Annotated in this window: 19 protein-coding genes; 17 read left to right on the top strand and 2 right to left on the bottom strand. The window is 65.2% G+C overall.

Annotated elements, in window-relative coordinates:
- Nucleotides 1-72: 72 nt before the first annotated feature.
- Entirely contained in the window at nucleotides 73-1,158 is a 1,086-nt protein-coding gene (locus tag AC5RTS_RS12145; protein ID WP_493992276.1) for an inositol-3-phosphate synthase, read from the bottom strand.
- A gap of 269 nt (nucleotides 1,159-1,427) precedes the next feature.
- Here AC5RTS_RS12145 and AC5RTS_RS12140 point away from each other — a divergent pair, with 269 nt between their 5' ends.
- From AC5RTS_RS12140 to AC5RTS_RS12120, 5 genes are all read left to right on the top strand, one after another.
- Entirely contained in the window at nucleotides 1,428-2,900 is a 1,473-nt protein-coding gene (locus tag AC5RTS_RS12140; protein WP_493992275.1) for a glycosyltransferase family 87 protein, read from the top strand.
- A complete protein-coding gene (locus AC5RTS_RS12135; protein WP_493992274.1) occupies nucleotides 2,897-3,991 on the top strand; it encodes a lipid II:glycine glycyltransferase FemX in 1,095 nt (364 codons plus the stop codon). Before AC5RTS_RS12140 ends, AC5RTS_RS12135 begins: the two co-directional genes overlap by 4 nt.
- The gene (locus AC5RTS_RS12130) at nucleotides 3,988-5,442 is read left to right on the top strand and encodes a phytoene desaturase family protein (protein WP_493992273.1); all 1,455 of its coding nucleotides are present in this window, start codon (nucleotides 3,988-3,990) and stop codon (nucleotides 5,440-5,442) included. The genes AC5RTS_RS12135 and AC5RTS_RS12130 overlap by 4 nt, the downstream gene beginning before the upstream one ends.
- Before the next feature lie 277 nt (nucleotides 5,443-5,719).
- Nucleotides 5,720-6,748: a hypothetical protein gene (locus AC5RTS_RS12125; RefSeq protein ID WP_493992272.1), complete on the top strand. Its 1,029-nt coding sequence runs from the start codon at nucleotides 5,720-5,722 to the stop codon at nucleotides 6,746-6,748.
- Between the two features lie 61 nt (nucleotides 6,749-6,809).
- Nucleotides 6,810-7,079 carry a hypothetical protein gene (locus AC5RTS_RS12120; RefSeq protein ID WP_493992271.1) on the top strand — a complete coding sequence of 90 codons (270 nt, stop codon included), beginning with the start codon at nucleotides 6,810-6,812 and terminating at the stop codon, nucleotides 7,077-7,079.
- A 3-nt stretch (nucleotides 7,080-7,082) separates the two neighbouring features.
- Here AC5RTS_RS12120 and AC5RTS_RS12115 read toward each other — a convergent pair whose 3' ends face one another.
- Nucleotides 7,083-7,403: a putative quinol monooxygenase gene (locus tag AC5RTS_RS12115; protein ID WP_493992270.1), complete on the bottom strand. Its 321-nt coding sequence runs from the start codon at nucleotides 7,401-7,403 to the stop codon at nucleotides 7,083-7,085.
- Between the two features lie 82 nt (nucleotides 7,404-7,485).
- Between AC5RTS_RS12115 and AC5RTS_RS12110 the strand changes: the two genes are divergently transcribed.
- The 12 genes from AC5RTS_RS12110 to rplI all read left to right on the top strand — a co-directional run bounded on the left by AC5RTS_RS12110 (nucleotide 7,486) and on the right by rplI (nucleotide 18,765).
- Nucleotides 7,486-9,168, top strand: a complete 1,683-nt coding sequence (locus tag AC5RTS_RS12110; protein WP_493992269.1) for an ABC-F family ATP-binding cassette domain-containing protein — start codon at nucleotides 7,486-7,488, stop codon at nucleotides 9,166-9,168.
- A gap of 8 nt (nucleotides 9,169-9,176) precedes the next feature.
- Nucleotides 9,177-10,385: an MFS transporter gene (locus tag AC5RTS_RS12105; RefSeq protein ID WP_493992387.1), complete on the top strand. Its 1,209-nt coding sequence runs from the start codon at nucleotides 9,177-9,179 to the stop codon at nucleotides 10,383-10,385.
- 68 nt (nucleotides 10,386-10,453) lie between these two features.
- On the top strand, nucleotides 10,454-11,515 hold the full coding sequence (locus AC5RTS_RS12100) for an ATP-binding cassette domain-containing protein (RefSeq protein ID WP_493992268.1): 1,062 nt from the start codon (nucleotides 10,454-10,456) through the stop codon (nucleotides 11,513-11,515).
- Nucleotides 11,512-12,357 (top strand): ABC transporter permease, encoded by an 846-nt coding sequence (locus AC5RTS_RS12095; protein WP_493992267.1) that lies wholly within the window; start codon nucleotides 11,512-11,514, stop codon nucleotides 12,355-12,357. Before AC5RTS_RS12100 ends, AC5RTS_RS12095 begins: the two co-directional genes overlap by 4 nt.
- 15 nt (nucleotides 12,358-12,372) lie before the next feature.
- Nucleotides 12,373-13,365, top strand: a complete 993-nt coding sequence (locus tag AC5RTS_RS12090) for an ABC transporter ATP-binding protein (protein WP_493992266.1) — start codon at nucleotides 12,373-12,375, stop codon at nucleotides 13,363-13,365.
- Nucleotides 13,366-13,481: 116 nt separating this feature from the next.
- Nucleotides 13,482-14,435 carry an ABC transporter ATP-binding protein gene (locus AC5RTS_RS12085; RefSeq protein ID WP_493992265.1) on the top strand — a complete coding sequence of 318 codons (954 nt, stop codon included), beginning with the start codon at nucleotides 13,482-13,484 and terminating at the stop codon, nucleotides 14,433-14,435.
- 4 nt (nucleotides 14,436-14,439) lie between these two features.
- The gene (locus AC5RTS_RS12080) at nucleotides 14,440-15,315 is read left to right on the top strand and encodes an ABC-2 transporter permease (RefSeq protein WP_493992264.1); all 876 of its coding nucleotides are present in this window, start codon (nucleotides 14,440-14,442) and stop codon (nucleotides 15,313-15,315) included.
- Nucleotides 15,316-15,477: 162 nt separating this feature from the next.
- On the top strand, nucleotides 15,478-16,758 hold the full coding sequence (locus AC5RTS_RS12075; RefSeq protein WP_493992263.1) for a M18 family aminopeptidase: 1,281 nt from the start codon (nucleotides 15,478-15,480) through the stop codon (nucleotides 16,756-16,758).
- A gap of 202 nt (nucleotides 16,759-16,960) precedes the next feature.
- Nucleotides 16,961-17,311: a 30S ribosomal protein S6 gene (gene rpsF, locus AC5RTS_RS12070; protein ID WP_227920298.1), complete on the top strand. Its 351-nt coding sequence runs from the start codon at nucleotides 16,961-16,963 to the stop codon at nucleotides 17,309-17,311.
- Nucleotides 17,312-17,347: 36 nt separating this feature from the next.
- Entirely contained in the window at nucleotides 17,348-17,908 is a 561-nt protein-coding gene (locus AC5RTS_RS12065) for a single-stranded DNA-binding protein (RefSeq protein WP_227903083.1), read from the top strand.
- 149 nt (nucleotides 17,909-18,057) lie between these two features.
- Nucleotides 18,058-18,297: a 30S ribosomal protein S18 gene (gene rpsR / locus AC5RTS_RS12060; RefSeq protein ID WP_007269381.1), complete on the top strand. Its 240-nt coding sequence runs from the start codon at nucleotides 18,058-18,060 to the stop codon at nucleotides 18,295-18,297.
- Between the two features lie 18 nt (nucleotides 18,298-18,315).
- Entirely contained in the window at nucleotides 18,316-18,765 is a 450-nt protein-coding gene (rplI, locus tag AC5RTS_RS12055) for a 50S ribosomal protein L9 (RefSeq protein ID WP_227903082.1), read from the top strand.
- Nucleotides 18,766-19,283 lie beyond the last annotated feature (518 nt).

The raw sequence follows: 19,283 nt of genomic DNA, 5'->3' as shown, positions 1-19,283 counted from the left end.
GCATGCCGCCGGACACAAGAACGCCCCCGGCCCCGGAAAACCGGGGTGCGGGGGCGTTCTGCGAAATGCTGTCTAGCGTTCGACCTCGCCGCGGATGAACTGCTCCACCTTTTCCTTGGCAATATCGTCGTTGTACTGCTCCGGCGGGGACTTCATGAAGTAGCTCGACGCCGAGAGGATGGGGCCGCCGACACCCCGGTCAAGCGCGATCTTGGCGGCGCGGACGGCATCGATGATCACGCCGGCGGAGTTGGGGGAGTCCCATACTTCCAGCTTGTACTCCAGGGACACCGGGGCGTCGCCGAAGTTGCGGCCTTCGAGGCGGACGAAGGCCCACTTGCGGTCATCCAGCCAGGCGACATAGTCGGACGGGCCGATATGCACGTCGTCCGCCTTGAGATCGGCGGAGGTATTGGAGGTAACCGCCTGGGTCTTGGAAATCTTCTTTGATTCCAGCCGTTCGCGTTCGAGCATGTTCTTGAAGTCCATGTTGCCGCCGACGTTGAGCTGGTAGGTGCGGTCCAGCACCACGCCGCGGTCCTCGAACAGCTTGGCCATCACGCGGTGCGTGATGGTGGCGCCGATCTGGCTCTTGATGTCGTCACCGACAATGGGAACACCGGCTTCGGTGAACTTGTCCGCCCATTCCTTGGTGCCGGCGATGAACACGGGCAGGGCGTTGACGAAGGCGACGCCGGCGTCAATGGCGCACTGGGCGTAGAACTTGGCAGCCTGCTCCGAACCGACCGGAAGGTAGCAGACCATCACGTCAACGGCGTTGTCCTTCAGCGCGGCGACAATGTCCACGGGGGCGGCGTCGGACTCGACAATGGTTTCCCGGTAGTACTTGCCCAGCCCGTCGAGGGTGTGCCCGCGCTGCACCGTAATGCCGGTTTCCGGAACGTCGGCAATCTTGATGGTGTTGTTCTCGCTGGCGCCGATGGCGTCGGCCAGATCCAGGCCAACCTTTTTGCTGTCGACGTCGAAGGCGGCAACGAACTGCACGTCATTGACGTGGTAGTCGCCGAACTTCACGTGCATCAGGCCAGGGACAATCTCGCTGGGGTCGGCGTTTCGGTAGTACTGGACACCCTGCACCAGCGAAGCTGCGCAGTTTCCAACACCGACGATTGCCACCCGGATGGGGTTCTCGGACACGGTTCTCCTTTGAAGAAATGTTGAACGCTGCGCGCCCGGCGCAGACAACCCCCATAGTCTACGTGCTGACACTTGGAGTTTGGCCCGGACGGCAAACCCAATTGCAGATGGGCACGCGGGGGGAGTGCGGCGGGAGTACGGGGGTGGAGTACGGGGACGGCCGCCAGCCTACACCGGGAACGCGGTGATGCTTCGCCTCCGGCCCCGGGCATACCCCGACGTGCGGGGCGGCTGACCGGCGGGTCGGAGCTTACTGGATACTGGGAGACATGGATCCCAGCCCCCGGCGCCGCCCGATGCGGATAGTGGCGCCCAGCCGTAATGACCCGTTCCTGCGCAAATTCAGCGAAGTCATCGGCGGCCCGCTGGGGCGGTTCACGGCACCGGGCATCGTGAACCCGGGGTTCTTTACGGTGGAACGGGTGCTGATCCTGTTCACCACCATTTCCGCCCTGCTCGCCGTACTGGTCAAGATGCCCTGCCGTGCCGGAGGCTGGAGCACCCCCGGCCACTTTTATCAGGCATGCTACTCGGACTGGCCGGAACTGTTCCGTACGCGCGGCCTGGGGGAGGGGGTCTTCCCGTTCCTCACGGAGGGTTCCTTCTTTGAATACCCGGTCCTGCTGGGACTGCTCGCCGGGGCCACCGCGCTGCTGATCCCCGGGCAGGAGGACGGCGCCACCGCACTGCGGGCCCTTCACTACTTCGACGTCAATGCGCTGCTGGCCACGGGAGCGTGGATTGCCACCGTGGTGCTGACCATGCGGATGTCCGGCCGCCGGCCGTGGGACGCGGCCATGGTTGCCCTGGCACCCGCCGCCGTCCTTGCGGTGTTTATCAACTGGGACATTTGGGCAGTGCTGCTGGCCGCCGCGGGCATGCTCGCGTTTGCCCGCAACCGGCCGGTCGCGGCGGGAATCCTGATCGGGCTGGGGACCGCCCTGAAGCTTTACCCCGTATTGATCCTCGGTGCCGTGCTGGTCCTGGCGCTGCGGACCCTGCGCCTGCGCCCGGCCGTCCTTACGTTCGCCGCCGCCGGCGGCGCCTGGCTGGCAGTCAACCTGCCCTTCCTGCTGCGGGACTACGAGTCCTGGCGGTATTTCCTCAGCTTCACGTCCGAGCGTCCGGCGGGCTATTCCTCGATCTGGTTCGGCTGGAACCTGACCGTGGAACGCTACGGCGGGGCGACCGTGGATGCGGCCTTCATCAATGTGTGGGCCTACGTCCTGTTCGCCCTGGCCTGCGCCGGCATTGCCGTGCTGGCCCTGCGCGCCGAACGCAGACCCCGGCTGGCCCAGCTGGCCTTCCTGATCGTGGCCGCCTTCATCCTCACGAACAAGGTCTACTCGCCGCAGTTTGTCCTCTGGCTCCTGCCGTTGGTTGCCCTCGCGCGGCCGCGCTGGCGGGACTTCCTCATCTGGCAGTTCTTCGAAGTGATGCACTGGTGGGCCATCTGGATGTACCTGGCTCGCGAAACATCCGGCGGAGCGGCGCAGAACAACATCGATTCGCCATACTACGTGCTGGCCGTCCTGGGCCATGTTCTGGCCACGGTCTATCTCATGGGCAAAGTGGTGGCGGACATCCTTGACCCCGCCGGAGATCCGGTGCGGCGCAACGGCGTTGACGACCCGCAGGGAGGACCCTTTGACGGTGCCCCCGACCGCTGGGTCCTCAGGCGCGCCAAGAGCGTTCAGGTACCCTTGGAAGCGCACGAGGCCCCGTCGAAAGAAGCACAGTGACCCCCGTCCCATACCGTTCCGAGCAGCTTTCCCACGAGGATTTCGAGGCCCTGGCCGCCGCGCATCCCGATGTGGTGATCCCGCTGGAACAAACGCCGTACTGGGCGGATTTCGAACGGAAACTCGGCCGCAGCCCCTACGGTATCTGGGCCTATTACGACGGCGGCACGCTGGTTGCCATGGCCAGTTACCTCCGCTCAGAGCGACGGCTGCGCCCCTCCCTGGTAGTGGTCAACGGGCCCACCTGGTTCACCACGCGCACGCATAACGCCGAAGCCCGCCTGGTGGCGACAGTGCAGGCACAGTTCCGGGACGATCCGGCGGTGGATCCGCTGTACATCCGGATGCAGGTGAGCCATCCCCAGCCTCCGGTGACGGGACCGCTGGAACACGGCTGGTACGAGCGGGAAATCGTGGTTGACCTGACGCCGGACACGGACGCCATCTTTGCCTCCTTCCGCTCCAACGCCCGGAACCTGATCCGCAAGGCGGAGAAGCTCGGTGTTGAGGTGCGGACCATTGAACCCGAACGCTGGGCAGAGGTCTTCCGTACGGAGTTGTTCCCGATCATGCAGGAAACCGCTGCCCGTGACGGATTCTCCAGCTTCGAATCAACCTTCTACGAAACACTGCTGACCGAGCTGGGCCAGTACCTGCGCCTGATGGTGGCCTATGTGGACAACCGGCCCGTGTCCTGGCTGATCACCACCGAGTACCGCGGCTACTCGGTCTACTATTTCGCGGCAAGCTCGCACAGTGCCCGCAAGACCAACGCCCCGTATCTGCTGCTCTGGGAAGCCTTCAAAGTGCTCAAGGAGGCCGGCAACACGGCCTGCGGGCTGACCGGCATTGTCAGCGAGAACTACCCCGGCCTGATCAACGTCACCACGTTCAAACGGAATTTCTCCAAGACCGTGGTCACCATTCCCACCACTTATGACATTCCGCTGCACCCGCGCCGGTACGCTCTGGTAGCAGCGGCACTGAAGATCCGCCGGGAGGCACCGCAAAAACTGCGCGCGCTGCCGGCATCGGCCAAGGCGCGTGCGGCCGCAATCACCGGACGGAAGGGCGGACAGACACCCCAATGAGCGACGTCAGCGTGGTCGGAGCCGGTCCCAACGGACTGGCCGCAGCGGTGGTCCTGGCACGTGCCGGACTGTCGGTCGAGGTTTTCGAGACCGGCGGTACGGTGGGCGGCGGCAGCCGGACCAAGGAGCTGATGGAACCGGGCCACCTGCATGACATCTGCTCGGCGGTGCATCCGATGGCGCTGGCCTCGCCGTTTTTCCGCAGCTTCGGGCTGGAAAAGCGGATTGACCTGGTGGTGCCGGAGATTTCCTACGCCTCACCGCTCGACGGCGGCCGCGCAGCGCTGGCCTATAAGGACCTGGACCGGACGGTGGACGGCCTGGGACGGGACGGGGCGGCCTACCGCCGGTTGCTGGAACCCCTGGTGAAACGCAGCGAGGCAGTGACGGAACTGCTGATGGGTTCCCTGCTGAACATTCCGCGGGATCCCGTGGCCCTGGCCCGTTTCGGTCTCGCTGTCCTGGACCAGGGCACGCCGCTGTGGAACCGACGGTTCATGGAGGACGCCGCGCCCGCCCTGCTCTCCGGTGTGGCGGCCCACCCGGTGGGGCCGATGCCCTCGCTGCCCTCGGCCGGCGGCGGACTGATGCTCAGCACCCTCGCCCATTCGGTCGGCTGGCCCGTTCCCGTCGGCGGCTCCCAATCCATAGCCGACGCGCTGGCCGAAGATGTCCGCGCACACGGCGGCCGGATTGTCACCGGCCATCGGGTCTCCTCCCTGGACGAAGTGGCCGGTTCACGGGCGGTTATCCTGGATGTCTCGCCGTCGGTCCTGCTGGAACTGGCCGGGAACCGGCTGCCCGCCCGCTACGCCCGGGCACTGGAACAGTTCCGGTACGGCAACGCCGCGTGCAAAGTGGATTTCATCCTCTCCGGCCCGGTGCCCTGGTCCAACCCGGAACTCGCGCAGACCGGAACGCTGCACCTGGGCGGCACCCGTGCCGAGCTGGCGGCTGCCGAGGCGGACGTCGCGGCCGGGCGGCACCCGCGCCGGCCGTATGTACTCGCGTCCCAGCCCAGCGGGTTCGATCCCACCCGCGCGCCGGCCGGACGCCATATCCTCTGGTCCTACTGCCACGTTCCGGCCGGGTCGAGCGTGGATATGACCGAAGCCGTGACCGCCCAGATTGAGCGGTTCGCGCCCGGATTCCGCGACGTCGTGGTGAATTCTTCGGTCACGACGGCGGCGGAACTGGCCCGCTATAACGAAAACTATGTGGGCGGGGATTTCGGCGGCGGTGCCGTGACCCTGACCCAGATGCTGAGGCGCCCGGTGCTTTCCCCGTCACCCTGGCGTACAGCCCTGCCCGGGGTATACCTCAGCTCCGCATCCACCCCTCCGGGTCCCGGGGTCCACGGGATGGGCGGGATGCACGCGGCCGAACTGGCGTTGAAGGACATATTCGGCCTGCCGGTTCCCGACCTGGCGCCTTCCCCGGCTGCGGTGTGACGCAGATCGCCAAAAAATTGTAGGTTTGTCTTTCCGGCGCACGCGCCGGAAAGAGAAAAACCGGGGGAACAATAATGGGGGGACAACTACATTGAGCAACGAAAATCCAGGCCCGGCCGCGCCGGCAGGACACGGAGCAGGACAGGGAGCAGCACAGGGGACAGCAGCGTATCCGCAGTCGCCGCCTCCGGGACCGCCGCAGGCACCGGCTCCGCCGCCGCCCGGATCCAACGGTGGAGGCTGGAATCCGCCGGGAGCCACTGCCCCGCGCCAGCCGATGGATCCGAAGAAAAAGAAGAAGCTCACGCTGCTCGCCATCCTTGGCGGCGTGTTGGTCCTGCTGCTGGCCGCCGGAATTGCCACCTACTCGTATCTGGCGAAGAACGTGTACGGCGCAGAAGGCGTGGTGGAGGAATACCTTGGCGCACTGAAGGACGGCGATGCGGAAAAGGCCGTTGAACTGCTGCCGGCGGGTGAGGGGCTGGACACGGTTCTGATCAACAACGAGGTGTACCAGGCGGCCGAGAACCGCATCTCCGACTACAAGATCACCGGGTTCGACGGTGCCAACGGCGGAGTTGTCACCGCGGATGTCACGCGGGCCGGATCCACCGCCGAGCACACCATCCGTGTGGTGAAGGACGGCCGGCAGAACCTCCTCTTCCCGAAGTGGAAGATCGAGGATGACCTGATGGACTGGTCGGTGACCCTGGATATTCCGGAGAATTCATACCGGCCCAAGGAAATGACCGTCAACGGCGTGACCGTGGCACTGCCGGAGTTCAAAGATGACGGCGGCCTGCAGACAGTTGATCTTGCCGTGCTTCCGGGTGACTACAAGATTGAACCCATCGCCGGAAGCAAGTTCATCGACTACGGGGACAACGAGACCGTGGAAGTGGAACTGGATTCCCCGCAGCAGATCTTCAGCTACTGGCCGAAGCTCAGCGACGCCGCCGATGAGGCACTGAAGACGGAGATGACGGCCTGGCTGGACAACTGCCTGGCATCGACCAAGCTGGTGAACCCGGGCTGCCTGAACAATGTCCCTGACATGGAATACCCGGAGCGGTACCGCAACATCAAGTGGTCCCTGGCCTCCGGACCGAGCATCGACCCGGTAGCCGGAACCACCGCCCTGGATGAGACCATCGGGTTCCTTGCCACGGACATCAAAATCACGCTGAACTGCGAAGTCAACCGCGGCGGAAACGGCAAATGGGAACCCTTCGAGGAGAGTGACACCTTCACCGAGTTCGCCGAAGCCAAGATCGACGGCGACAAGCTGGAGCTTATTTTCGAGTAGGGCGGCGCATGCCTTGCGCTCGGGTGCCGGTCATGGGGAACTGATAGCTAGGAGGTTCCCCATGACCGAGCATCTGAACAATCACCACCGGGACACGCTGGACAGGATCCTGCGGCATCCCTCGAGCGGCAACGTCGAGTGGAAGGACGTGGTGTCACTGCTGGACGCAGTGGCGGACACAACCAGGGAGCACAACGGCAAGTATGAAGTGACCCTGGCCGGGCAGACCGAGTACCTGTCCGTTCCGCACGGCAAGGACATCGACGAACAGACCGTGGTTGACCTGCGGAAGATGCTGAGCCGCGCCGGTTACGAACCGGATCGAAAGTAACCGCTATTCGACGGTGAGTTCACCCATCCGGGACCACTCTTCGCCGTCGATGACGGTGTTGATGATCCAGGGCGTTTCCACCAGTGCCGGAACCATGTCCTTCATGGCCTGCTGGAAGTGCGCGCTGCCCACGTGGGCCTCTGCGGCGTCGTCCTTGAACGCTTCCACGAGCACGAATTCGTTGGGGTTCTCCAGGCTGCGGGACCAGTCGAACCACAGGTTGCCCGGCTCCTGCCGGGTTGCGGCGGTGAAATCGGCGGTCAGCTCCGGCCAGCGTTCGGTCCATTCGGGCTTAACAAGGAATTTGACGGTAATAAAGATCATGGTTTTATCGTATGCCCGGCGGGCATGCCCCTGAACGGCGGGTGCGCCCGGGCCGGGCTGGCGGAGATGCGAGTATGGAGATGTGGCGCATCTCGACGTATCCAACATTGACTATTTCCTCTCCGACGGCCGGCAGCTGCTCAACGGTGTCAGTTTCAAGGTGGGGGACGGCCACAAGACCGCCCTCATCGGCCCCAACGGCACCGGCAAGACCACCCTGCTGCGGATTATCTCCGGCGACCTGGCTCCGGACGAGGGGACAGTGTCCCGGTCCGGCAACATGGGCATCATGCGCCAGTTCGTCGGCCAGGTCCGCGATGACAGCACGGTGCGGGACCTGCTGGTGTCCGCCGCCCCGCCGGCGCTGGCAGCCGCGGCGCGGGAAGTCGACGCTGCCGAGATGGCCATGATGGAGCACGACGACGAGCCCACCCAGATGCGCTACGCCACCGCCATCACCGACTGGGGCGACGTGGGCGGCTATGAGCAGGAGACCGTCTGGGACGAGGTGACCATGGCTGCGCTGGGCCTGCCCTTCGACCGCGCCCAGTACCGCAAGGCGGCCTCCCTCTCCGGCGGCGAGCAGAAGCGCCTGGTCCTGGAGGCGCTCTTCGCCGGCCCCGATGAGCTGCTGTTGCTGGATGAACCGGACAACTACCTGGACGTGCCCGGCAAACGCTGGCTCGAGGCCAAGCTCGCGGAATCGAAAAAATCGGTGCTGTTCGTCAGCCACGACCGGGAACTGCTGGACAACGCCGCCACCCGGATCGTCACCCTGGAGCCGGGCATCAACGGTGCCTCCGCCTGGATCCACGGCGGCGGATTCGGCAGCTACGTGAAGGCCCGCGAGGACCGCAATGCCCGGTTCGAGGAGCTGCGGCGGCGCTGGGACGAGGAGCACCTCAAGCTCAAGGAACTCGTCAACATGTACAAGAACAAGGCCGCGTTCCGCTCCGACATGGCCAACCGCTACCAGGCCGCGCAGACCCGCCTGGCCAAGTTCCTCGAAGCCGGTCCGCCGGAGGCCCTGCCCGTGGAACAGAACGTCAAGATGCGGCTGCGCGGCGGCCGGACGGCCAAACGTGCCGTGGTGGCGGAGAAACTGGAGCTCACCGGGCTGATGAAGCCCTTCAGCACCGAAATCTGGTTCGGCGACCGGGTGGGGGTGCTGGGCTCCAACGGGTCCGGCAAATCCCACTTCCTGCGCCTGCTCGCGCTGGGCGGCACCGACCCGGACCGGGAACACGAGCCGGTGTCCGAGGTGGAGATTGCGCCGGTTCCGCACAACGGCACGGTGAAACTCGGTGCCCGCATCCGGCCGGGCTTCTTCGCCCAGACCATGATGCGGCCCGATCTGGCCGAGCGCACCCTGCTGGACATCCTGCACCGCGGCGACGAGCACCGTTCCGGGCTGGGGCGCGAAGCCGCCGCCGGCGCGCTGGACCGGTACGGCCTCGCGGCTTCCTCGGAACAGAAGTACGAGTCCCTGTCCGGCGGCCAGCAGGCCCGGCTGCAGATCCTCCTGCTGGAACTCTCCGGCGCCACGCTGCTGCTGCTGGACGAACCGACCGACAACCTGGACCTGCATTCGGCCGAAGCGTTGGAAAAAGCCATCGACGCTTTCGAAGGCACTGTCCTGGCCGTCACCCACGACCGTTGGTTTGCCCGCAGCTTTGACCGGTTCCTGGTCTTCGGCTCCGACGGCAAGGTCTACGAATCGGAGACGCCGGTCTGGGACGAAAAACGGGTCGACCGGGTTCGATAGTGGAGAATATTGCCGTGCATGAAGTCAACGAATCGTCCCTGAACAAGGCACTCATCGCGGTCTTCGTCTGCTTCGGGCTGAACGGGCTGGTCTTCGCCAGCTGGGCGGCGCGCATTCCGGCCGCGGCACAGGATCTGGGCATCGGTGCTGCCGGTGTCGGGCTGCTGCTGCTGTTCTCGGCTATCGGCTCGGTGGCGGCGCTGCCGCTGGCCGGGTCCGTGGCGCAGCGGATCGGCACCGCGGGCACCGTTCGTGCCGGCGGCATCACGACGTCGGCGGCTTCCCTGGCGGTCGCCGCCGGACTCTACCTCGGATCCATCCCGATCACCGGCGCCGGGCTGCTCGTCTTCGGCATCGGCATTGCCGGCTGGGACGTGGCGATGAACCTCGAAGGGGCCGACGTTGAACGGCGCCTCGGACGGAACATCATGCCGCGTTTCCACGGTGCCTTCAGCGCCGGGTCCTTTACCGGGGCCATGATCGGCGCGCTGCTGTCCTTTGCCGGAGTCTCCCTGTCACTGCACCTGCTGGGCATCCTGACGGTGGTTTGTATCATCGTGCTGATTGTGCCGCGGAACTTCCTGCAGCTGCCGCACCTGCCCGCGGCGGCAGACGGCGGCCCGGCTCCGGCACCCGTGTCCCGGTTCGGTGCCTGGCGTGAAGGGCGGACGCTGCTGATCGGCGTCGTTGTACTCGGCGCCGCCCTGACCGAGGGTGCGGCAAATGACTGGGTGGCCAAGGCCACTGTGGACGGACTGGGGGCCACCGAGTCCACCGGCGCCGTGATGTTTGCCGTTTTCGTGGCCGCCATGACCCTCACCCGCTGGTTCGGTGCCAAACTCATTGACCGCATGGGCCGCGTCCGGGCGCTGCGGATCTGCATGAGCGCCTCCCTGGCCGGCCTGCTGCTCTTTGTGCTGGCACCGAACCTGGTGCTGGCGGGACTGGGCGCCGTGCTGTGGGGTATCGGCGCGGCGCTCGGCTTCCCGATGGGTATGTCCGCGGCGGGCGAAGACCCCGCGCACGCACCGGCGCGCATCTCCGTGGTGTCCACCATCGGCTACACCGCGTTCTTCCTCGGCCCGCCCGTGCTGGGTTTCCTGGGGGAGCTCTGGGGTGTGCGGAACGCGCTGCTGGTGGTGGGTGTGGCCATGCTGGTATCCATCGTGTTTGCGCCGGCAGCGGCTGAACGGAAGCCCGTTTCCGAAACAACCTGAGCACAGCGGACCGGAATTGTCCTCAAAGGGGCGGCGCCGGGATGCCTTCCGGCCCTACCCTCGAACCCATGTCCCCTTATCTGGAGCGTTCTTCCTCCACTGACCGGGCTCCGCTGATCCAGGCGCACGGGGTCACCAAGGTCTACCAGTCCAAGAGCGGTCCGGTGCATGCACTGGACGGCCTGGACATAGCGGTCCCCGAAGGTACCGTGATGGCGCTGCTGGGTCCCAACGGTGCCGGGAAGACCACGGCGGTGAAGGTCCTCACCACCCTGATCAAGCCCGATGCCGGCACCCTCCGGATTGACGGCATCGATGTGCTGGCGGATCCGAAGGGTGTCCGCCGGATTATCGGAGTGTCCGGGCAGTACGCCGCCGTCGATGAGAACCTCACCGGCCAGGAGAATCTGCGGATGGTGGGCCGGCTTTACCACCTGACGCCGAAACAGGCACGGGCCCGTGCGGCGGAACTGATTGATATGTTCGAGCTCACCGACGCCGGCAACCGTCCCGTCAAGGGATACTCCGGCGGTATGCGGAGGCGCCTGGATCTGGCCGGAGCGCTGGTTAACAGCCCGCGGGTGCTGTTCCTCGATGAACCCACCACCGGGCTGGACCCGCGGAGCCGGCTGGCCCTGTGGCAGGTCATCAAGGACCTTGTCGCAGCGGGCACCACGCTGCTGCTCACCACCCAGTACCTGGAAGAAGCCGATCAGCTCGCGGACACGGTGGCGGTGATCGACCGCGGAAGGGTGATCGCCGAAGGCACCTCGGACCAGCTGAAATCACGAATCGGCGGACACAGTGTTGCGGTGGCCCTCGTTGACGGCAACGATGCCGGTGCCGCGCGCGCCATCCTCACCCTGCACGGAGCCGGGCCGCCGCACACCTCCGACGACGGCAGGACCCTGGAGGTAGCCGTCCAAAACGGACCGGCATCCCTGCAGCAGGTCCTGTCGGATCTGCAGGAACAGCACATCGGCCTGCACGACGCCGGCATCCGCCGGCCCACCCTTGATGACGTGTTCCTCCAGCTCACCGGCCGTCCGGCCGAGGAGGAACCGGAGCCGGAGGGAACCGAAGCCGGCACCAGGAACACGGCGAAAGCCGGGGAAGGGGCGCACCGATGAGCGCCGCCGCTACCAGCCTGCAGTCGACAGGGACCCGCGGCCGGTCACCGGCACTGAACTGGGTCGACGACGGCTGGACTGTCACCAAGCGCAACCTGATCAAGATCAAGCGCTCGCCGGACATGATCATCTTTGCCGTGCTGCAGCCGATTATGTTCGTGCTGCTGTTCAGCCAGGTCTACGGAGGCTCCATCAGTGTGGCCGGCACGGACTACACCCAGTACCTGATGGCCGGGATCTTTGCCCAGACCGTGGTCTTTGGGTCCACGTTCTCCGGCGCGGCCATGGCACAGGATTTGAAGGAAGGCATCATCGACCGCTTCCGGACCCTGCCCATGAGCCCCTCGGCAGTGTTGATCGGCCGGACCAATTCAGACCTGGCGCTGAACGCAATTTCCATGATCATCATGATGGGCACCGGGCTGTTGGTGGGCTGGCGGGTCAATACGAATTTCCTGTCCTTCCTGGCGGCCGTGGGACTGCTCCTGCTCTTCTCCTACGCCTTCAGCTGGGTGATGGCCCTGCTAGGCATGTCCGTGCGGACACCGGAGACCATCAACAACGCATCCTTCATCATCCTGTTTCCCATCACGTTCATTTCCAATGCGTTTGTGCAGAGTTCCACCCTGCCGACGCCGCTGCGGATCTTTGCGGACTGGAACCCGGTATCCGCCCTGGTCCAAGCGGCCCGGGAACTATTCGGCAATCTGGGGACCGCACCCATTCCGGACACCTGGCCGATGCAGAACGCCATCCCTACCGTAGTGATTGGGTCGCTGGTGCTGCTGGTTGCCTTCGTCCCCCTGTCCGTGCGCAAATTCGCCTCGGTCAGCTCCCGGTAGCCCTGAAAGGACACCATGATTGAGGCAGTAAACCTCGCGAAGCGGTTCGGTCCGAAAACCGCCGTCGACGGTGTCACGTTTGCGGTCCAGCCGGGGAAGGTGACCGGTTTCCTGGGCCCCAACGGCGCCGGCAAGTCCACCACCATGCGCATGATCGTGGGCCTGGACCATCCCACCGCCGGAGCGGTGACCGTCAACGGCCGGCCCTACGCCGCCCACAAGGCACCGCTGCATGAGGTCGGAGCGCTGCTGGAAGCCAGGGCAGTGCATCCCAAACGCACGGCCTACAACCATCTGCGCGCCATGGCCGCCACCCACGGCATCTCGAAGCAGCGGATCGATGAGGTGATCGAAATCGCCGGTCTGGGGCCGGTGGCGAGGAAACGCGTCGGAAGCTTCTCCATGGGCATGGGGCAGCGGCTGGGCATTGCGGTGGCGCTGCTGGGAGATCCACAAACCCTGATTCTTGACGAACCGGTCAACGGGCTGGACCCCGAAGGCGTGCTGTGGGTCCGGCACCTGGTCCGGGGCCTGGCCTCGGAGGGCCGGACGGTGTTCATTTCCTCACACCTCATGAGCGAAATGGCGGTGACCGCGGACCACCTGATTGTGATCGGCCGGGGCCGGATCCTGACGGATGCCCCCATGCAGGAGATGATCGGCGGCGGCCGGGCGCGCACACTGGTCCGGACCGACGACGCCGACACCCTGGCTGCCGCCATCGGTTCCACTGAGGTGGAGGTTCGCCGGACGGGGCCGGGAGTGCTGGAGGTGGTGGGCCTGCCGCCGCGCCGCATTGCCGAGGCGGCGCTCGCCCGGCGGATCCTGGTCACGGAGCTCACGCCGCAGCAGGAATCCCTGGAGGACGCGTACATGGAACTTACCCGGGGGGAAGTCGAATACGAGTCACAGCGCATGAACGGAGCGGGGGACCGGGCCGGCGCCCGCAGCGACGGTTCGTCAGTGCCCGGGCAGGATGACTCAGGGATAACCCCGAGTCATCCCTAAGGGGGACTACTGATTTAGCCTGAATCATCCCTTGGAACGGTCCCGGTGCCTGCCGTGCTGGCCTAGGCTGGAGGCAGCCCCCCGAACCCGCTTTCCGTTCCAACGTGAGGATCACCATGATCGAGGCACACGGCCTCTCGAAACGCTACGGCGCAAAATCCGCCGTTGACAACGTTTCCTTTACTGTCCAGCCGGGCAAGGTCACCGGCTTCCTGGGCCCGAACGGGGCGGGTAAGTCCACGACCATGCGGATGATCGTGGGTCTGGACAACCCCACGTCCGGCAAGGTGCTGGTCAACGGGCTGCCCTATGCCCGGCATAAGGCGCCCCTGCGGGAGGTGGGGGCCCTGCTGGACGCCAAGGCCGTGCACACCAAGCGCAGTGCCTACAACCACCTGCGTGCCATGGCAGCCACCCACGGTATTTCCGCCAAGCGGGTCAACGAGGTCATTGAGCTGACCGGTCTGGGTCCCGTGGCGAAGAAGCGGGTGGGCGGCTTCTCCCTGGGCATGGGCCAGCGGCTGGGCATTGCCGTGGCGCTGCTGGGCGATCCGCATACCGTCATCCTCGATGAACCGGTCAACGGACTGGACCCCGAGGGTGTCCTCTGGGTCCGCCACCTCGCCCGGGGGCTGGCCTCCGAGGGACGCACGGTGTTCCTCTCTTCGCACCTCATGAGCGAAATGGCGCAGACCGCCGACCACCTCATTGTTATTGGCCGGGGCAGGATCATTGCGGACGCCCCGATCAGCGAGATCATCTCCGGCCAGGACAAGGTCCGGACGCTTGTCCGCACCGACAGTCCGCGTGAACTGCTGCTGGCACTGGACGCACCCGGGGTCACCGGCGTCGAGCAGGAGGGCGGGCTACTGGAAATCACCGGGGCGGAGCCGCGCAGCATCGCCGAGGCCGCACTGGAACGGCGGATTCTCGTGTACGAGCTGACACCCCAGCAGGTGTCCCTGGAGGACGCCTACATGGAACTGACACGGGACGACGTCGAATACCGGTCCCAGGACCTGCCGCAGGAACCTGTTCCTGCGGGAACTGCCTCCGGGAAGGGGAACTAGCACCGTGAGTACCGCTACAGAATCCAAAAAGCACGGCGCACCCGCCCCTGCCGGCACCGGCGTGAACTTCATGCGTGTCCTGAAATCCGAATGGATCAAGGTCAACACGGTCCCCTCCACCGTCATCCTGCTGGCCATCACGGTTGTTGTGATGGTTGGTCTGGCCGCGCTCGCGGCCTGGCAGGTCGTCGTCGTGATCGACATGATCAGTGCGGCGAGCACCCCCGAAGAGGCCATGGCCTTCGGCGACCCGCAGGTGTACCAGGACCTGGTGCCTGAAATCCCCGCCAGCGGACTGTTCTTCGGCCAGCTGCTGATCGCCTCGCTTGGCGTGGTACTGATTGCCTCGGAGTGGGGCACCGGCATGATCCGCTCGACCTTCAGCGCCGTCCCGAAGCGGATTCCGGCCCTGCTGGCCAAGAACCTCGTCATCGCCGTGATTTCCTTCGTGATCGGCGCCGGCGCCGCGTTCATTTCCTACCTCGTGGCGCAGCCGATCCTGAACAGCGGAGACCTGAGCCTGTCGCTGGATGACCGCGGTGTCCTTGCCAGCATCCTGAACACCGGCACCTGCCTGGCCCTGATCGCGGTGTTTTCCATGGCGATCGGTACGCTGCTGCGCAACACCGCCGGGGGAGTGGTGACTGCCATCGGCATCATCTTCGTGCTGCCGCTGGTGGTGAGCATTGTCGAGGGCATCGCCGACTGGATTCCCGACGCAGCGCGGTTCCTGCCGAGCAACGCGGGCACCCAGCTGGTTCTGGCCGGGGCACCCGCTGAAGGCGCCCTGACGCAGCTGGAGGGTGGACTGGTCCTGGCGGCCTGGGCGCTCGTGCTGCTCATCATCTCCCTGATCGTCACCAAGCGACGCGACGTCTAGGGACCTACAGCTTCGGTGGAGGCGGCGGCGGAAGAACGGCCGGCGGCGTCTTCACCGGACATCTCCTCAACAACCCCCGGCAGCGCATAGCTGCCGGGGGTTTTTGTGTCCGTCGCGGGACGCCGGTTACGTGAGCCCGGGCTCCTCTGATTGAATCGGAGCATGTCTGACGCATTGGCCCACGTAAAAGATCTCGGCGCGTTTGTCAGCGCCTCGCCCTCCAGCTTCCACGCCGTCCGGGAAAGCGCCCGCCGGCTTGCCGGGGCAGGCTTCACCGAAGTCACCGAAACGGAGGATTTCCCCCGGACAGCGGGAAAGTACTTCGTCGTCCGTGACGGCGCGTTCATTGCATGGGTGGCACCGCAGGATGCCGGTCCGGCGACGGGATTCTCCATTTTCGGCACGCATACCGATTCACCCACGTTCAAGCTCAAACCGCGGCCCACCACCGGCCGTGACGGATGGCTGCAGGCCGGTGTCGAAGTCTACGGCGGGCCGCTGTTGAACTCCTGGCTGGACCGCGAACTCCAGCTGGCCGGCCGTATGGTCACCCTCGACGGCACGGAACACCTGGTGGAAACCGGTCCGCTGCTGCGCTTCCCGCAGCTGGCCATCCACCTGGACCGGGCCGTCAACGACGGGCTGAAACTGGATAAGCAGCAGCACATGAACCCCGTCTGGGGACTCGGGGACCCTTCCACCGCTGATCTGCTGGCCTTCCTGGCCGCCAAGGCGGGACTGGCCACTGACGAGATCGGCGGCTACGACATTGTTGCCGCAGACACCCAGGAGCCGCAGGTCTTCGGCGCCGAAGGCGAGTTCTTCGCCTCCGGACGGCTGGACAACCTGTCCTCCGTCCACGCCGGCGTCGCCGCCCTGATGGCGGCAGACGTTGCGCCGGGCGCGCCCATCGCCGTGCTGGCCGCCTTTGACCATGAAGAGGTTGGCAGCGGCAGCCGCTCGGGTGCCGCCGGCCCGTTCCTCGAAGACATCCTGCTGCGCATCGGCGACGGACTGGGCGCAACCACGGCGGAGCGGGCCCGCGCGCTGGCCGCGTCCTTCTGCATCTCTGCCGACGTCGGGCACGCCGTCCACCCCAACTACGCCGAGCGGCACGACCCGGCCAACCATCCGGTACTCAACGGCGGACCGCTGCTGAAGATCAACGCCAACCAGCGGTACACCACCGACGCCCCCGGAACCGCCGCGTGGGCCCGTCTCTGCGCCTCGGCCGGAGTTCCGTACCAGGAGTTCGTCTCGCACAACTCGGTTCCCTGCGGTTCCACCATCGGTCCGCTCACCGCCACCCGGCTGGGCATCCGCACCGTCGATGTCGGCATCCCCGTCCTGTCCATGCACTCGGCGCGGGAAATGGCAGGCGTACTGGACCCCCAGCGGCTGGCTGCGGTTGCGGAACTGTTCTTCGCTCAGGGCGCCTCGTAGCGCAGCGTCCCGCCGGGCCGGTGACGGGGTGTCATTCCGGGCTGCGGAAATCGGATAGGATAGGAAAGTCTGTGCTGTCGGCTTCGGCCGGCAGATTCCCTTGCCGCTGCGGATCAGCCGCACGCGGCGGGGAGACAACGCAAAAGAACCTCCTGTTACGGAAATACCGTGACCGTACAGCCCAAAGGAGGTGGGTTCACAAATGCGTGCTTATGAACTGATGGTAATCATCGACCCCGAGGTCGAAGAGCGTACCGTCGAGCCTTCGCTCGATAAGTTCCTCAATGTCGTCCGCAACGATGGTGGAACCATCGACAAGGTAGACATCTGGGGCCGTCGTCGCCTGGCCTACGAAATCCAGAAGAAGACTGAAGGCATCTACGCGGTGGTTAACTTCACCGGTACGCCTGCAGCAGCAGCCGAGCTTGATCGCCAGCTGAGCCTGAACGAAACCATCATGCGCACCAAGATCATCCGCCCGGAAGAGCAGAAGATCTCCAAGAAGGATGCCAAGAAGGCCGCTAAGGACGCTGCAAAGGTTTCCGCAGAGTAATTTCCGGACAACCCGTACAGATATCAGGAGGCTTTCATGGCAGGCGAGACAACAATCACCGTCGTCGGTAACCTAACCAACGACCCGGAACTGCGGTTCACTCCGTCCGGTTCGGCAGTGGCGAACTTCACCATTGCTTCGACCCCGCGGACCTTCGACCGTCAGTCCAACGAGTGGAAGGACGGCGAAACGCTGTTCCTCCGTGCGTCTGTCTGGCGTGAAGCTGCTGAAAACGTCGCCGAGTCCCTCACCAAGGGAACCCGCGTAGTTTGCCAGGGCCGCCTGAAGTCGCGTTCGTACGAAACCAAAGAAGGCGAAAAGCGCACCGTAATGGAGCTTGAGGTCGACGAAATCGGCCCCTCGCTGCGTTATGCCTCTGCCAAGGTCACCCGCACCCAGCGCTCCGGCGGCGGTGGCGGATTCGGCGGCAACAGCGGCGGTGGCGGCGGCTTCGGCGGCAACTCCAACTCCGGTTGGGGCGGCGGCCAGCAGCAGCAGACGCAGTCCGCACCCGCTGACGATCCCTGGGGCGCCCCTGCGGGCGGCAACTCCGGCGGATGGGGCAACGGTCCGGATTCGAACGATCCGCCCTTCTAAACCTCTTCACCCGAAGAGCGGCTTCCCCCAACGGGCGGCAGCGGCCCTTCACCCGGCGCCCTTGGGCGCCACCCTCAGACGGCAACCGCCGTCGAGCCCATCCCGTGGAAATGTATCCACGGGCTCCACCAGACATAAGGAGCTCCACGATGGCTAAGGCTGAACTTCGCAAGCCCAAACCAAAGTCCAATCCCTTGAAGGCCGCTGACATCACTGTCATCGACTACAAGGACGTAGCATTGCTGCGCAAGTTCATTTCCGACCGCGGAAAGATCCGCGCTCGTCGCGTAACTGGCGTTTCCGTGCAGGAACAGCGCAAGATCGCCCAGGCAATCAAGAATGCCCGCGAAGTTGCTCTCCTGCCGTACTCCGGCGCTGGCCGCGGCTAAAGGAAAGGAACCTAACTCATGGCAAAGCTCATTCTGACCCACGAAGTAACCGGTCTCGGCGCTGCCGGCGACGTCATCGAGGTTAAGGACGGTTACGCACGTAACTACCTCCTGCCCCGCGGCTTCGCTCTGACCTGGACCAAGGGTGGCGAGAAGCAGGTTGAATCCATCAAGGCTGCACGCGCTGCCCGTGAGCACGCTTCCCTGGAAGATGCTCAGAAGCAGGCCGCAGCTCTCTCCGCCAAGCCGGTCAAGCTGACCGTCAAGGCCGGCGAGTCCGGACGCCTCTTCGGTACCGTCAAGCCCGCAGACGTTGCTGCTGCTGTTGAAGCCGCCGGTCTCGGCGCCATCGACAAGCGCAAGGTTGAACTGCCGACGCACATCAAGTCGGTTGGTTCCTTCCAGGCCAACGTTCGCCTGCACGACGACGTCGCAGCTGTCATCGACCTTCAGGTCGTTGCCGGCTAGCGTCTGACGCAGACGGACAAAACGCCCCCGGTCCTCGGACCGGGGGCGTTTTTCGCTTTAAGGCAGCAGTGCCTGCGCCGGCATATCGATGTACCCGCCAGCAGTCAGGGGCTGGCCGGCGCGCTGGCCGGTCCGTCCGGTGCGCTATCCGGTGCGCTGGCCGGTCCGTCCGGCGGTGCCGTACCGGAGGCCGGCCGGACTGGGAATGCCGCTGTCCACAGCCTGTCAGCCCCCTCTTGTGGATATCCCGGACCGCCAATGTGGATAGTTCAGTCCTTTATGCCTGTTTTCCATGCCTGTCAACACGCACCCGTTCACCGGGCGCGCCGGAAAAATAGTCTGTTTGCACAGGTGTGGACAGACGTTTGCCCTAGTCAGAGCCTTGTTTGGCTAGAAACTAATTATTTATCCACACCCTTATGCCCAACCTGTGCACAAGACACGCCGCGTTATGCACAAACTATCCACAGGACCTGTGGATAACTCGTTTGTCGAGCCGGTGCGGGTGGGCATAACGT

It is taken from the genome of Arthrobacter sp. MDT1-49-2 (assembly GCF_059090185.1).
Note: the sequence above shows the minus strand (reverse complement) of the source record. Positions and strands in the feature narration are given on the sequence as shown.